This is a genomic window from Flavobacterium gilvum, from assembly GCF_001761465.1.
In the GTDB taxonomy this organism is placed as follows: Bacteria; Bacteroidota; Bacteroidia; order Flavobacteriales; family Flavobacteriaceae; genus Flavobacterium; species Flavobacterium gilvum.
The window spans coordinates 3,925,938-3,942,886 of record NZ_CP017479.1; the positions used below are offsets into that span (position 1 = coordinate 3,925,938).

General features: G+C 36.9%; 8 protein-coding genes. 2 read left to right on the forward strand and 6 right to left on the reverse strand.

The window, feature by feature from the left end; all coding sequences use genetic code 11:
- Positions 1 to 238 precede the first annotated feature (238 nt).
- The 6 genes from rhaM to EM308_RS15865 form a co-directional block, all read right to left on the reverse strand.
- Positions 239 to 565, reverse strand: a complete 327-nt coding sequence (gene rhaM / locus EM308_RS15840; protein ID WP_035635862.1) for an L-rhamnose mutarotase — start codon at positions 563 to 565, stop codon at positions 239 to 241.
- Positions 562 to 1,596, reverse strand: a complete 1,035-nt coding sequence (locus EM308_RS15845) for a family 43 glycosylhydrolase (protein ID WP_081907240.1) — start codon at positions 1,594 to 1,596, stop codon at positions 562 to 564. Before EM308_RS15845 ends, rhaM begins: the two co-directional genes overlap by 4 nt.
- Before the next feature lie 224 nt (positions 1,597 to 1,820).
- Positions 1,821 to 3,926, reverse strand: coding sequence for a RagB/SusD family nutrient uptake outer membrane protein (locus EM308_RS15850; RefSeq protein WP_035635864.1), 2,106 nt, complete (start codon positions 3,924 to 3,926; stop codon positions 1,821 to 1,823).
- A gap of 34 nt (positions 3,927 to 3,960) precedes the next feature.
- Positions 3,961 to 7,104 (reverse strand): SusC/RagA family TonB-linked outer membrane protein, encoded by a 3,144-nt coding sequence (locus EM308_RS15855; RefSeq protein WP_035635866.1) that lies wholly within the window; start codon positions 7,102 to 7,104, stop codon positions 3,961 to 3,963.
- Positions 7,105 to 7,471: 367 nt separating this feature from the next.
- Entirely contained in the window at positions 7,472 to 9,415 is a 1,944-nt protein-coding gene (locus EM308_RS15860) for a RagB/SusD family nutrient uptake outer membrane protein (protein WP_035635867.1), read from the reverse strand.
- Positions 9,416 to 9,426: 11 nt separating this feature from the next.
- Complete coding sequence (locus tag EM308_RS15865; protein ID WP_035635868.1) at positions 9,427 to 12,570, reverse strand: SusC/RagA family TonB-linked outer membrane protein; 3,144 nt, start codon at positions 12,568 to 12,570, stop codon at positions 9,427 to 9,429.
- A gap of 420 nt (positions 12,571 to 12,990) precedes the next feature.
- Here EM308_RS15865 and EM308_RS15870 point away from each other — a divergent pair, with 420 nt between their 5' ends.
- Together EM308_RS15870 and EM308_RS15875 are read left to right on the forward strand one after the other, a co-directional pair.
- On the forward strand, positions 12,991 to 15,792 hold the full coding sequence (locus tag EM308_RS15870; protein ID WP_035641114.1) for a glycosyl hydrolase: 2,802 nt from the start codon (positions 12,991 to 12,993) through the stop codon (positions 15,790 to 15,792).
- 24 nt (positions 15,793 to 15,816) lie between these two features.
- Entirely contained in the window at positions 15,817 to 16,941 is a 1,125-nt protein-coding gene (locus EM308_RS15875; RefSeq protein ID WP_035641112.1) for a glycoside hydrolase family 88/105 protein, read from the forward strand.
- The last annotated feature ends 8 nt before the right edge of the window (positions 16,942 to 16,949 follow it).

Sequence of the window (16,949 nt, forward strand, 5' to 3'; positions counted from 1 at the left end):
GGATTATGCAACTACTTAAACACGAAAACTTTCAATAATTATTTTTTTTATGGTTATCCGCTATGTTGCCCATAAGCCGAAGATAGACCACAGATTGAACGGATTAAACTGATTGTCACAGATTTTTTTGATGCTTCCATTTTTAAAATTTGTGCAAATTCGTGTAATTTGTGGCAAAAAAAACCTTATTAGGTACGATTACGGACAAGCATATATTTTTTTATATATAAATTCATTATTAATCAAGATGAAATACTTCAATCAATGAAGTTGACTCCGGAGAGTTATCAGGATTGGTTTCCATAATATCGGCCATATAAGCCCACCATTTTTTTACAATAGGATGACTGGGCAAAGAATCGAAATCAAAATCGGCACTTATCTTTTGAACTGCAAAAAGAATCAGGGTTTCTTCGTCAAGAAAAATACTGTAATCCTGTATTCCTGAATCCGAAAGCAAGGCTTGAAGTTCAGGCCAAATCTGGTCATGACGCTTTTTGTATTCCACTTCAAAACCCGGTTTTAATTTCATTTTGAAAGCATTTCTAACGGTGTTGTTTTTCATTTTTTGGTTGGTTTAAGGTTAATATAAACAAGTTTATCTCTATTGCAAACAATTTCTCCATTGACGTATTCCAGCTCCGCAACCTGAATGGAACTCCTTCTGGTTTCGTAGCTGTCAATTCCTTTATTTTCGGGCGTTCTTCCAGGATGCGTGAAATAGAACACATAAGCTTTGTTGCCATTTACCACCACATCAGGATGTCCCCCGATTACTTTGTCATCAACTCCCGTTCCGGGTATTTGCAATATGTTTTTCTCCTGATGATTCCAATTGACAAAATCTTCGGAGGAATAAACTCCTAATCCTTTCCAGGCATCAATAACCATCCAGTTTTTGTCTTTCCATCTAAATACCTTTGGACCTTCACCTCGGTCTTTTATCACTTTTTTTCCGCTGTCTATCCACTTGTACAAATCTTTACTATCTGCATAATATATGGACTTTCCTTCTTTTTCGTTATTGTAATACATTCGCCAATTTCCGTCGGGCAATTGAAAAACGGAAGCATCGATACTGCGGTCGGATGCGAGAGTCAGTTTGGATTCAAAATTCCAGTCAGTCAAATTTTTACTCGTTAAATGTATGATGTAACGCGGATGATTCCAGTCTTCAAAAATACCAGGAACAATCGTAAGATACATATGGTATTTCCCCTTGTGCATAATCACGTCCGGAGCCCAGTAGGTAACATCTTTAGTAGAATAATTGATATTGCAGTTGGTTTTATATTTCCAATGTGCACCATCTACAGATTCGGCAATTCCTATCGGAGTCCCATGAACCCAACTCACTCCGTTACCACCAATATTTGCCCTTCTGTTGGTATAAAACATGTACCATTTTTTTTCTTTTTTGTTCCAAATAATAGTGGGATCAGCAGCACCATCATAAATGGAGTCTCGGAACAACGGCTTATCAGCAATTTTACCTTCTTCTTTTTCCGAATTATTCTGAGCAAAAAGAGGCAGACAAAATAAAACCATCAAAACAAAAAAAATCTTTTTTAAAGAACCCGTTGAAGTAACTTTCATAAAGGATTATTAGTTAATTCAAATATATTTATTTGTTATTTTAATAGTATCCTGTGCTATACTGTAACTTTTTTTGCAAAAAAAGGATTCACAACAATTACAAAATACTTTTTCAAAATGGATTATTGCATTACTCTTTTAAAGATTCTATTACTTATATGGAAGCAAAAAAAACCGCCCCAAAAAATTGAGACGGTTTTTCCAATAAAAAATAACTATAATTACTAATAACCAGGATTTTGCCAAGCTTTCTTTTGAGCATCAGACAAGTTACTATTATCTTCATTCAATAAACCATCAATAAATGTTTGTGGAATAGGACGAAGTTCATGTTTACCTGCAGTAATAAATTTAGCTTCAGGATTAAATAATTTCGTACGTTTAATCAAAGTACCTGTACGCGATAAAGTCTCCCAACGATCATATTCACCCAACAATTCGCGGGTACGCTCGTTAAGAATAAAGTTTAATGCACGATCCAAATCACTTGACGCACCTATTTGAGAAAGTATTGCCTCATCTTCAGCAGGCAAGTTTGCAGGGAATGATGTCAATTGCAAATTAGATGCTGCCGTAGTAACTGGTTGCCCAGGATTAGACAAATAATAGGTGTTCATATTCAAATTTGCATTAACAAAATTTGTTGCTGCAGTTCCAGTATTTAAAGGGTTTACTTTAAATGCCTCAGAACCATCAATATAATATGATCTATTTTCACCTGCTTTCCATTGAGCACGGGCTCTTACCACATTGATATCAGCCATTGCACTACCATATTGTCCTAAACGAGCGTAACATTCAGCACGTAAAAGATACGTCTCAGCCAAACGAGCCATGATTACATCACGATGAGCATCATTTCTTTCTCCAGTACGAGATCCGTCATCTGTTTTATTGATTCCAGCATAAAAGTTACAAATAGGAGTAGCCTTAAAGTTAGGAGCTACATATGTGCCATTTTGATACAAGACCAATGAAGCGGGTGCATACTGTCCCACTTTGGTAGTCAAAGATCCTGAAGTAGTCGTTTGTCTAGCACCTGAGGCACCTCCCCATGCAGGCAAACGGCCTGCAACATCTTTCCATGTAGGATTTTGAACACTTGCACCGAAAGTAAATCCGTTATAAGTATTGTCTGCTTTAGTATTCAAAATCATTACAACCGCAGGATCACCCAATGCAACATTATTTGGATTAGGAGTTCTTAAAGTAGTCACACCGTAAACAGTCTTAAATGTTTTCCACATACGTGCGTCATTTACGTGATTGTAAACAGCATAACTATACTCTGTAGGACGACAACGTTGGAAGTCCATGGAACCAATCCAAACCCCACGAGCTACCCAACCTCCAGCAAAACTTGAAAATTGAGGACTAAAATAATTATAGGTACGATTTCCGAAACGACCACTAGTTATAGCATCACCATTATGGCCTGCAGCCATTAATATTTCATTCAATTGTTCATTTGGACAATCTATACCAGTCCATCTGGAATACAAATCATTATAATCCGGAGTTAATGCACCACGTGCACTGATTGCATAACTACAAGCATCCTTTGCCTCATTATAATCAGCTGTTCTATAAGCACTGTTCCAAGAATTATTTCGCTCGGATGAACGGAATAATAAGGCTTTTGCCAAGAAATGGGCTGCAGTTGCTTTTGTCCAAGTTATTCCTTTCCCATAAGTATATATTTCTCCTTCAAAAAGATTATACGCATTACGAAGATCAGATATTACCTGAGCCCAACACTGCTCTTCGGTTGCTCGAGTGAAATTACGAACAACACCTTGTGCCGGTACCGTTTGAAGAACAACACCGCCATACTGTGCGGTAAGACGATAATAATTATAGCCACGCATAAAATATCCGTGTGCTAAAACACGATTACGAACTTTTACATCAGTAATCACGGTAGGTGCTTTTGCAATAATCGTATTGGCAGAGGCAATACCATAATACATCTCATCCCAAAGAGCGTTAGGGTTAGTAGCATTTCCGTTGGCAGCTCCTGTTCCTGTAGTTGCCCCAACCGGTCCCAAACGATTGTCGTAGGTATTCCACATTTCATTGGTAAGGTCATTGGCATTGGTAAACTCATCTGTACCATATTGAGTAATCCCATAAGCCCACTCAAAACCAAAATGCCAACGAATATTACCATAAAGAGACACTGACAAATCCTCAAGTCCCTCAGGAGTATCAAAATATGCTGTCGAATATCTACTGTTTTGTTCTTCGTTCAAAAAATCATCCGAACAGGAACCAAAGGATAGCCCTATCAACACCAGAAAGACAATGCTTATATTTTTAATATTGTTCATATTTCTTATTTTTTAATATTAATTCATTTATCTATTAGAACCCAACTTCAAGCCCCATAACAAAACTTCTGTTGTAGTAGGTCGAGTTAGTATCAAAATCATACCAATTCACTGATTGATATAAACTGCCAGGGCTAATAGCCTGTGCGTAAAGTTTGAAATTCGCTACACCTATTTTTGAAGTAAGATCTTTAGGGAAATTGTAGCCTAAAGAGATATTACGAATTTTTGCAAAGGCTGCGTCCGTAAACCCAAGTAAACCAGAAAATTGATCTCTTGAACCTGCTGCAGCTTGACCCAATATAGGTTTTTGAAACTCTGCATCTGTATTTAACGGTGTCCAATAATCGGTTTCACGCTGATTAGCATGAGCGGTCATTGCCTCACCTCCTAAAGATGCCATATACCCCATGCGCCCGAATATTTCAATTCCCAATTCAAAACCTTTATACGCAAATGTATTGTTCCATCCCATAGTCCAATTAGGATTACTGTTACCAAGAACTACCTGGTCAGCGTTTGTCATTTTGTAATCACCGTTTTGGTCTTTAGGACGCACATTACCAGGCACAAAGCTATAACCGTTTCCAGGAGCATTCCATTTAGCCATTTCAGCCTGATCTTCAGGAGTATCTTGCCACAATCCTAAGTTATCGTAACCGTATTGAACGGCAATTGACTTACCTATAAACCATCTGTTTTGAATATCATCGTTTTTACCAACAGCTAATTCTTCAATTTGATCTTTTTGCCAAGCTCCAATCAAAGTAGTTTCCCAAGTAAATCCACTTTCAGTCTGTATCGGAATAAGATTAAGCGTAACTTCAACACCTTTGTTACTAGTTTTTCCAATATTGGAAAAAGTACTAGGATAACCTGTTACTGTAGAAATAAGAGGCTGTAATATCAAATCGTTTGTATACGACTTATAACCTTCAACAGTTCCACTAACTCTATTATCCAAGAAACTAAAATCAATTCCCAAGTTATATTGGGTAGTTTTTTCCCATCCCAATTCTGGATTAGGCATTGGAACCTGAGTACCTGTATAATAAGGTTCGTTGGTCGTATAGCCTTGTTCATTTGACCTTCCGTTAAAAGGAAGCCACACTGAAGAAATGTTACCTAATGTTTGGTAAGGATCTACAGATGAGTTACCTGTAACACCAACACCTAGACGAAGTTTTAAATTTTGAATCCAATCCACATTGACCATGAAATCTTCTTTATTGATTCTCCATCCAAAAGCTGCCGATGGGAAAAAGTCCCATTTATGACCTTCAGACAATTGCGAAGCTCCATCCCAACGACCAGATAGCGTCAATAAGTAACGACCATCATATCCATAGTTCAAACGCGCCATATAAGAAGAAAGTTGGCGCTGAGTAAGATTAGAACTCATTGCAGCACTATTCGCTGGATTTGTTAAATCTACAGTTCCAAAGGCATTCCACAAGAAAGATGGCTTAGCTATATTATTGGCTTGCATCGATGATTCTTCGATATCCCATGATGAAGCAGACTGAAGCAATGTTACACCTACATTGTGTTTACTTGCAAAGGTGCGATCGTAAGTTAACATATTATCCAAAGTCCACGAAAAATCACGACGATTTCTAAGTCTGGCAAAATTGGTTCCTGCACTTCCATCAGCATTCACTTTAAGTGAAGAAGTTCCATCAATATACACACCCTCTCTCCAATGACGGAAGTCAGGTCCAAAATTAATTTTATAACTCAATCCTTTTACAGGCTCCCAAATTTTTCCGATATCAAAAGTCCCAGAAAAATTTCCTAATAAGCGCATAATTTGATTTTGCTGTGTACTCTTATCCCACTCGTCCATTATCGTATAAATTCCACTCTCACCTCCTGGATTAATTATAAGCTTACCATTAGCATCATAAGGAACAGCCATATTATAAATAGATTTTGCTGCACCATAAATTGCATTTGGAGCCGAACCGCTACGAGCACTCAAAGTTGACATTCCAAAATCCTGCTCACTCCATGTCGCATTCAAGGAAGCCGACAATTTGAACCATTCAGTAGCTACTACATTAGTACTTGCCTTAGCAGTATAACGTTTGTACCATTGTCCTTTTTGTGTTCCTTGATTATCCAAATAACCAAAAGATCCATAGCCATTTACTTTTTCTGAACCTCCACTTGCACTTAAAACATGCTCAGTAGTAACTCCAGTTTGGGTTACAAATTTTGTCCAATCTGTATTAGTTACTTTAGAAGGATCCCAAGCACCACTCTCCCAACCTTTCAATACATTATCTCTTGAAGTTTGCCCGTCTAATGGACTGTCAAAAAGCAGCCTATCGCTTGCTAAAGTTGCATCTTTCGGATTAATACCAGATGCCCAACGTCTGAAATCAATAAAATCTTCAGCACTCATGGAAGGCGATCTGTCCACAATTTCTTGTGTTGTAACTGTCCCAGCATAGTTCAAGCTAAAGCGACCTGCTTTACCTTGCTTAGTAGTAACGATGATAACCCCGTTAGCTCCACGAGATCCATAAATAGCCGTTGCAGAAGCATCTTTAAGAATATCGATCGAGGCAATATCACGAGGATTAAGCGTTTCGATAGAAGATTCCGACATTAAAGGTACACCATCCACTACATAAAGAGGATCACTACTCGCTCTTATCGAACGTTGACCACGAATACGAACTGATCCCACAGTTCCCGGACGTTCGCTAGACACGATATCTACCCCTGCAGCCTTACCTTGTAAGCCCTCAAGCGCATTGTTTACCGGACGGCTCATCAATTTCTCCGCAGTAACACTTACTATCGCTCCTGTAACATCCGATTTCTTGGCGGTACCGTATCCAACGACTACAACCTCATTAAGCTGAGCCACTTCATCTACCATCACCACATCCAAAGCACTGCTTGATTTATCCACAGTCCTCTCAATCGTTTTCGAACCTGTAGAAGAAAAAACTAATACTTGACCCGGTGAAGCAGAAATTGAATACTTACCATCAAAATCAGTACTAGCACCCACCTTAGTTCCCTTAATAACAACGTTTACTCCGGGAATAGGTAATCCTGTTGCGTCTTTAATCGTCCCTTTAACCACTTTGCTTTGAGCATAAACTGAAACATGCAGTAAAGCAAAAAAGGCAATAGTCAGAAAAAGACTAAATTTACTTTTCATAATAGTTAAATTAAGTTAAAATTTTAGTTTGTTATTCAAATTTATTTAAAACCAAAAAGGAACTTATCCTGCAGTATCCTGCTTGATTCCAAGCGTTTTATCTAATTTGAACAAAGAAAAAACACTTCCTACCCAAACAAGTCGCTAAACGACAATCAATTAACTATTATTTAACTTTTATTTATTTTTTTATTCAACAGAAAAAAATAGCATAAATTAATTAAAATAACAAGAAAAATAGCAAATTCATAAAAAAGAAACACCAAAAAAAAGGTTTTGAAAATAAAAAGACAAAGTAGTCTATTATCAGCAAACAAAAAACCGCCTCAGGATTTGAGGCGGTTTTGAAAGAAACATACTTTTTTTATTAATAACCAGGATTCTGCATAGCTTGTTTTTCATCAGCAGTCAACGGTTTTCCGCTTCCATAAACCCCATCAAGGAAAGTTTGGGGAATTGGACGCAAGTTATGGTACGGTTGGATATTTAGAGCCGCATCAATATTATACGCTTTAGCTCTAGGAACCAAGGTTTTGGTTCTACTCAAATCCTCCCAACGATGGAACTCTCCGCAAAGTTCTCTAGCACGCTCATTCAACACTAGGCACAACATTCTGTCATAATCACTAGCATAGCCCAACTTCGTGATTACAGCTTGATCTTCTGCCGGTAAAGCACTTATATTGGCAATAGTCAAGTTTGTCGCTGTAGTTGCTACTGGAATATTATTTGATTCGTAATAAGAATTTTCAGCTATGTACGAAATTGGAATTCCTGCTTGCCCAGCAGTAGTAAAAGCAGCCGATCCATCAACATAAGCAGCACGATTTTCTCCTGCCTTATAGGCAGCACGAGTACGAACTGTATTGATATAAGTCAGTGCATCTGCAAAAGAAGCTCCTCCTATTTTTGCCAGACGTACTTTTGCCTCTGCGGCCATCAGATAAGTTTCTGCAGAACGCGCCAATACCACGTCACGAGATCCTCTTATACTTGTCAAATCGATCCTGTTACCATCCATGTATTTGCTTAAAGAAGGAAATCGTACATCTTTATTAAAACCAACATTATCTGCAGCATACGCAACATACACGCTTGGAATGGTTTTTCCAGTTTTTGAATCAATTATAACATCATTGTTTTTAGTTTTTGCAAAACGAGTATCCGAAGGCGTATTTACAATATACATAATACCCAAATCACCATTTTTATAAATCCCCGATGGATTGTTTACGATACTTTTTGTTTGGAAACTTTTCCAAAAACGAGAATCATTCACTTTATCAAAAACATCAAGCGTAAAATAAGTTGGAGCCAAACGGCTAAATGGTCTTCCTCCTGCCAGATTACGTTTCATTTGAGGCAATTGATCATACGTTGAAAGGAAATACAAATGCTGTTGGTTTGCTACCGTAATCAATGTACTGGCATTAAACTGAGCAGATAATATTAATTCTGGAAGTTTTTCGTTTGCATCATCTGCAACGGTATATTTCCATAAATTATCAAAGTTTGCCGCCAATGGGTGATGAGAGATAACCTCATCAGACAGAGTAACAACCTTTTGCAAATCGGCTAATTTTGTAGTTCCGTTCCAGCTATCATTAATTTCGCTCGCACGAGACAAATATGCTTTTGCCAAATAATGAGCTGCTGCATCTTTTGTTATTCTAGCAGGAAATCCTGTATTGCTTAACAAGTTATAAGCCTGAGTAAAATCAGCTATTATCTGATCCAAAACAGCCTGAGGAGTTGCTCTGCCAAATTCTAATTGCACTGTAGAATAGGTTTTTGTCACCAAAGGCACTCCGCCATATTGACTTAATAATTTCAAATAATTGAAAGCTCTCAAAAAGTAACCTTCTCCCAACGCTGTTTTCTTAATAGCATCATTGGTAGAATTGATTGTTGTTGCCGCTTCTATTAACTGATTAGCATTACCAATTCCGATATACAAATTGTCCCAATTGGTATTGGCCGCAACAGTATTAGCATTAGACACAGTTACAAAAGCCTTAAAACCTGTTCCGTAATTATTCCATGACCAGTTTGACGGGTCTCCTCCCTGACGAAACTCATCTGTTCCAGATTCAGTTGCAGCAAGAGGAACCTCACCTTGAAATTCTAAGGCAAATACCTGCTCATACGTCCCAACTACCAAGGCCTGAATCCCCGCTTCGGTTTTATAATAATCTTTACTGTAGGCTGTAGTCAATTCTTCGTCCAGGATATTTTGGTTACAAGATGAGCTGCCAATAGCCATTACAGCCAAAAGCAATAAATTTATGTATGGTTTTTTATAATTTTTCATAATATATCTTATTAGAATTGGACATTTAATCCCATTGTGAATCCTCTGTTTGAAGCTGTTGTTTGCGTATCCAAATCTGTCCATTTAAGTTTAGAATAAATCATAAATGGATTGTTTGCCTGCATATACAATCTCAATTTGCTCACTCCAATTTTTTGTGCTAATTCATTTGCGAAATTATATCCCAAAGAAATGTTTCTCATTTTTAGGAAAGTTCCATTACGATATCCCAATACCGGAAAATAAGCATCTCCAGTTCCCGCAGAATAGATTGGTTTTTGATATTCTGAATTGGTGTTGATTTCGGTATAATAATCGATTTGTCTTTGCGCCAACCTTGCACCTTCGTTTTCTCCTAATGTATCATAGATATATCCTGTTTTTCCATACATAAAGAAAGACAATTCAACATTTTTATAAACAAAAGTATTTGTAAGTCCATATATATATTTTGGATCTTTACTTCCTATAATAACGCGGTCGTTATTGGCATCGATTTTATAATCTCCATTTTGATCAACTGGCCTTGCGTTACCAAATGAGAAAACATTGGCACCGGCAGCAGCATTAAATTTTGCCATTTCGGCAGCATCTTCAGGTTTCCAAATTCCGTTTGATTCAAAACCATAAATCACGTTTTGAGGTTGCCCGATGAACAAGTTGTTGTTAATGTCATCAAATTTTCCGTTTTGCAAAGAAACAATCTCACTGTGCTGATAAGAAGCACTAAGACTGGAACTCCATTCAAAATCTTTGGCAACCACATTCACGGTATTCAAAGTTAACTCAACCCCATTTCCTTTTGTTTCCCCCACATTTTGATAGGTATTAGTAACCCCAAGTGGCGTTGGAACACTACTTCTTAGCAATAAATCGTTTGTATTACTTGTATAATATTCTAAAGCACCGGATACTCTACTATCAAACAATGAAAAATCAAGACCATAATTGAATTGTGTTGTTTTTTCCCAACCCAAATCAACATTACCCAACGAAGTGTTATTTGTCACCCCAGATGTTGTTGATCCCAATGGATAAACTACTCCTAACAATGGTGGAGTTGTACTATAAGCAGGTACAGCAGCATTTCCTGTAACACCGTAACCAGCTCTCAATTTTAATTGGTTAACCCATTTTACATCTTCCAAAAACTTTTCTTTACTTAAAACCCAAGCCAAGGAAGTACTAGGGAAATAATCACCTTTGTTTCCTTCTGCCAATTGCGAAGCTGCATCCCAACGAAGCGATGCTGTAACCAAATACTTGTCGGCATAACCATAATTTACTCGCCCCATATAAGATGACAATGCATTCTCAACCAAACCTGAAGAATAACCTGCAAGTGTCACGTTTGATGGAGTAAGTGCATTCCATTTGTTGGCAGGGTTTTTAACATCATTGGCAGACATAGCACTTGTCTCATTTTCATATTGCATTTGCGAAGCCAATAAGGTTACACCAAAATTATGATTGCCTAATGTTTTATTATAAAAAATCAAGTTGTCTAAAGTATAGGAAACCGTTTGTTCCTTATTTAAGGCTGCATAACTTGTTCCTGAACGGATACCCGATTTACCATCTAAATATATTCCTTCACGGAATGAAGTCAAATCTGGACCAAAATTGATACGGTATTTTAACCCATCAAGCCAAGATGTAACTCCGCCCAAATCAAACTGAGCATATAAACTACCAAAAGCGCGCATTGTAACACGTTGATCTTGCGAGTATTTATCTTCATCAACCGGAGTTCTAATTGCAGAATCTCCTCCTGGATTATCAATTCTATTTCCGTTATTATCATAAGGAACAGCATAAGGAAGGTTGGTACGTGCAGTTGCATATATACCTGTAGAGCTTGTAACTGCGGTTCTTCCTGTATTGGACTGACCATATTCATTTATACCATAACTTGTATTAAGACTAACCCCCATGGAAAACCATTTGGTAGGCGTAATATCAACATTGGCAGTTCCGGTGTAACGCTTGAAGCTTTGGCCATTTAGTGTTCCCACATTATCCAAATACCCAAAAGATCCATAGGCCTTCATTTTTTCAGTACCTCCACTAACTCCCACGGTGTGTTGTTGAGTAACTCCTGTACGGGTAACAAATTTAGTCCAATCCGTAGTGGCTACTTTAGAACCATCCCAAGCGGTAGTAATGTTTCCGTTTGCGTCTTTCCATCCTTTTTCGATGTTTGCCCAAGCATACGGATCTGCTGTAGCCACAAAAATAGCTTTATCATTTGCGATAGTTGGTTGATCTCCTCTTGGGAAACCACTCGGATTAGAGTAATATCTTGCCCAACGACGAAATTCAATATACTCGGCTGCAGTCATATTTGGAGCATTTTCGTGAATCGTTTCAGTAACAAGGGAAGTGTCATAATTTAAAGTAAACTTCCCGTTCTTACCTTTTTTGGTTGTAACAATTACCACCCCATTTGCACCACGCGAACCGTAAATAGCGGTAGCCGAAGCGTCTTTTAATACGTCGATCGTCTCAATATCAGTAGGATTCAAAAATCCGATTCCTCCTGAATTTGGGTCAACACTGATTTTTCCCGCTGTATCAACATTAAGTTTAGAATTCATAGGAATTCCGTCTACTACATATAGAGGAGCATTAGAAGCCGAAATAGAACGCGCTCCACGAATAGTGATACTTTGCACTTCTCCAGGACGCTCGTTAGTACCAACGTCAACCCCGGCAGCTTTACCCTGCATGGCTTGCACGGCACTCACAACAGGTCTTGAAGCAATATCTTCGGCATTTACGCTCACTACAGATCCTGTAAGATCCTTTTTCTTTTTTGTCCCATAACCTACAACAACAACCTCATCTAGGGTGTTATTTTCTTCTTTCAGGACAACATTAATTTGAGAAGACTGTCCCACCGTTATTTCCTGAGTCTTGGAACCCACAAAACTATAAACCAGAATAGCCCCGGGAGAAACACTGATGGTATAGTTTCCATCAAAATCTGCTGTTGCTGCTTTTTGAGTCCCTTTGATAAGAACACCAGCACCGGGCAAAGGCAAACCAGAAGCATCCGTTATTTTTCCTTTAACCACTTTGTCCTGAGCATAGCCCGACGAACTCATCAAAGCAAACAGCATCATAATAAACAAAAAAGGTAATTTGTTTTTCATAAAAGTTAATTTTTAGTTAATTAATTTAGTCGAAACAAATATATCCAGTAGCCCTCCTCTATCTATCCTGCACTATCCTGTATTTTTATTAAAAAAGAACATTATTATCAATAATTTTTATAAAATTTAAATAAAAAATCTCTTTTAAAACTAAATTAAAAGTGATTATAAAAAAATATCTTAAAATAACATGAAAATAACTTTATTTATACTTATTATATTATTTAATAAAAAACTATAAAAAACACATAAAAAACAACTTTTTTCAATAAATCATTCACACTTTAATCAAAACAGGACTCAACAGGATACTATTCACATATACTACTTATAATTTTACGCTAAACCATTATTTTGATATAATGATTACAATTTTATCAAAACATAAATTAACCTAGAACCAAAGAACAGTATCCAATTATGAAACCAAACCTTCGAAATCAATTACTACTATTCATATTCTTTAGTACGTTAATCACTTTTGGACAAGAGACAGTAAACTCTCCCTGGCCTAAATCTTCAAACATAAATCAGCCTTGGGCCCGTTGGTGGTGGATGGGAAGCGCAGTGGATAAACCTAATCTTAAAAAAAGCCTTTTAGATTTCCATAAAGCAGGAATTGGAGGTGTCGAAATAACTCCTATTTATGGTGTAAAAGGTGAAGAAAACAACTTTATTGATTACCTATCGCCAAAATGGATGGAAATGCTCGATTACACTATCCATGTAGCCGACAGTCTTCACATGCAGGTTGATATGGTTCTCGGGACAGGATGGCCTTATGGCGGTTCACATGTCACCTTGCCTCATGCTGCTACAAAATTGGTTGTCGAGAAATACCAATTGAAAAAAAATGAAACATTTGATCGAAATATTAAAGTTGAAAACACTAAAGAAAAACAACCTGCAGAACTTTTATATGTTGTTGCTTATGGAAGTGATGGATCTGTTATCAATCTGACAAATCAATTAAATAAAAACGGCTCAAAACCAGAGGATAAAGGTATCGACGGAAAATCCATCTCTATTCCTAATCCATTAGAACCAAATAAATTAAAATGGAAAGCTAAAAAAACGGATTATACACTATATGCCGTTTTTAGTGGTAAAACCGGACAACAAGTTAAAAGATCAGCACCGGGAGGAAGCGGTTTTACATTAGATCATTATTCAGAAGAAGCCTTAAATGCTTACGTAGTTCCATTTAATAATGCTTTTAAAGGTCGTGAAGGAAAAATCAGAGCGATTTTTAATGACAGCTATGAAGTTTACGGAACCGATTTTACACCCAATTTCTTTGAAGAATTTCAAAAACGAAGAGGCTACGATTTAAAAAAGCAATTACCCTTATTATTAAGTGAAACTGATAATGAAATTGGTAACCGAATAAAAAGTGATTATCGTCAGACTATTGGCGATTTATTATTGAACAAATTTGACAAACCCTGGACACAATGGGCACATTCTAAAAACTTTAAAACCAAACTTCAGGCACACGGTTCTCCTGGAAATTTAATTGATTTATATGCATCCGCAGATATTCCAGAGTGTGAGACTTTTGGCTCTATGCCATTTGATATTCCAGGTTTTAGAAGAGAAAAAGAAGACATTCGCGAAGGCGATGCTGATCCGGTAATGTTGAAATTTTCATCTTCGGCAGCTCATATTTCAGGAAAAAAGCTGGTTTCTTCTGAAACATTTACTTGGCTACGCGAACACTTTAAAACCGCTTTATCACAATGTAAACCGGAAGCAGAGGATCTCATGCTGAATGGAGTCAATCATATTTTTCTTCATGGTTCCACTTATTCTCCGGAAAGAGCAGCTTGGCCGGGATGGCAATTTTATGCATCTGTAAATTTTAATTCCAATAATAGCATTTGGGAAGATGCTCCTGCTTTGTTCTCTTATATAGCAAACTGCCAATCGATGTTGCAACAGGGAAAATCAGACAATGAAATATTGCTTTATTGGCCTATTTTTGATAATTGGGATAAATACAAAAAAGGAAGTTTATTTGTTGAATACAAAATACATTCTTTATCTGATTGGTTGTATGAAACTTCATTTTATGATACAACCAAAAGCCTTATGAAAAAAGGATATGGAGTTGACTTTATCTCAGATAATTTTATAGCTGAAGCAAAAGTAGTGAACGGAAAAGTAAGTTTGCCTGGCGGGACTTTTAAATCACTGATAATTCCTGCTTGCAAAAAAATGCCTCTTGTGACTTTACAGAAGCTTATTGAGTTGAAAAAAGCTGGTGCAAATATTATTTTTGAAGGATTACCAGAATCTGTTCCAGGTTTTTATGACTATCAAAAACAAGAACAAGAACTTAAAAGCCTTTTAACTGCTAATAGCGAATTGGTTAAACCAACAACGGACATTTTTAAAACACTAGAAGACACTCAAATATATCCTGAAACGCTTGTAAATACAGGCTTAAAATTCATTCGAAGAAATATTGATGGAGAAAAAATATATTATGTAGTAAATCATACTCCAAAAACAATAGACGAATTTATTCCGCTTCAAATTGGCAATAAAGAAGTTGTAATTTTTGATCCTCTAAATAGAAATTATGGGAACGCTATTGTAAAGAAAGAGGCGAATATTACGTTGGTAAAAATCAAAATAGAACCGGGACAATCTTATTTTCTAAAAACAGAAAACACCGCTTCGCAAAAGAAATGGAATTACTACGAACCAACTGCTGAAGCGGTTCCGTTAAAAGGAAATTGGAAAATTACTTTTGATAAAGGCGGTCCGCAATTACCTCCTAGCGCAACGGTTTCAAACCTAGAATCTTGGACAAAATTAGGGCCTGAAGCCGAAGCTTTCTCAGGTTCTGCGACATACACACTTCAATTTGATAATCCGAATATCAAAACAGAATCATGGAGTTTAAATCTGGGAGATGTTCGCGAAAGCGCAAAAGTTTGGTTAAATGATGAATTTATTGGAACCGCATGGTCAGTTCCTTTTAAATTGAATATCGGAAAATTAAAAGCTGGAAAAAATACTTTAAAAATTCAGGTTACCAATCTGTCTGCCAACCGAATTAGGGACAAAGAAATAAAAGGTGAAGAATGGAAAATTTTTTATGAAATCAATATGGTTGATAAAGATTATAAAAAATTCGATGCCACAAAATGGAATCCGATGCCTTCCGGATTATTAGGACCAGTAACTATTACTCCATTAAAACAACAAAATTAATCACATTAAATAATAAATATAAAAATGAAAAAAGTAGTATTGTTTTTCGCCATCTGTTTTTTATTCACAAGTTCGATAGGCGCACAACAGCCATTTGATAAAAAACTAGTATTAAAACAAATGATGCTTGCCAATGATTATTTTATGCAAAAATGGCCAGATGTGGGCAAAACCATCATTACAAACAAAGAACGCCCAAGTAATATATGGACTCGCGGCGTATATTATGAAGGACTTATGGCTTTGCATGAAATCTTCCCAAAAGAAGCATATTATGACTATGCCTATGCTTGGTCTGAATTTCATAAATGGGGATTCAATGGAGGAAATACCACCCGCAACGCCGATAATTATTGCGCTGCACAAACCTATATTGATTTATATAATTTAGAACCCGATTCTAAAAAATTAAAGAATACAAGAGCGAATATTAATATGCTTTTGAATTCCCCTCAACTTGATGATTGGTCATGGATTGACGCTATCCAAATGGGAATGCCTGTTTTTGCAAAGATGGGAGTGCTTGAAAAAGACAATCGCTATTTTGAAAAAATGTACCAAATGTATATGTATTCCCGAAACAAACATGGTGATAATGGTCTTTTTAACCCAAAAGACGGATTGTGGTGGCGTGATGCCGACTTTGATCCGCCATACAAAGAACCAAATGGGCAAGATTGTTATTGGAGCCGAGGAAATGGTTGGGTAATTGCGGCTTTGGCCAAAGTTTTGACCATTATTCCACAAAATGCACCACACAGAGAGCAATATGTAAACGATCTTAAAGCCATGGCGGCAGCATTGGCACCTATCCAGAGAGCCGATGGTTTTTGGAATGTGAGTTTGCACGATCCAACAAATTTTGGAGAAAAAGAAGCTTCGGGAACAGCTTTGTTTATTTACGGAATGGCGTATGGCGTGAACAACGGAATTTTGAAAAAAGAAACCTATTTGCCAGTAATCCAAAAAGCCTGGAATGCCCTTACCAAAGAAAGTTTACACGACAATGGTTTCTTGGGTTATCTTCAATCAACTGGAAAAGAGCCAAAAGACGGACAACCTCTATCTTATGATAAAATACCTGATTTTGAAGACTATGGATTGGGTTGTTTTTTATTAGCTGGTTCCGAAATTTATAAAATAAAATAATATCTTTT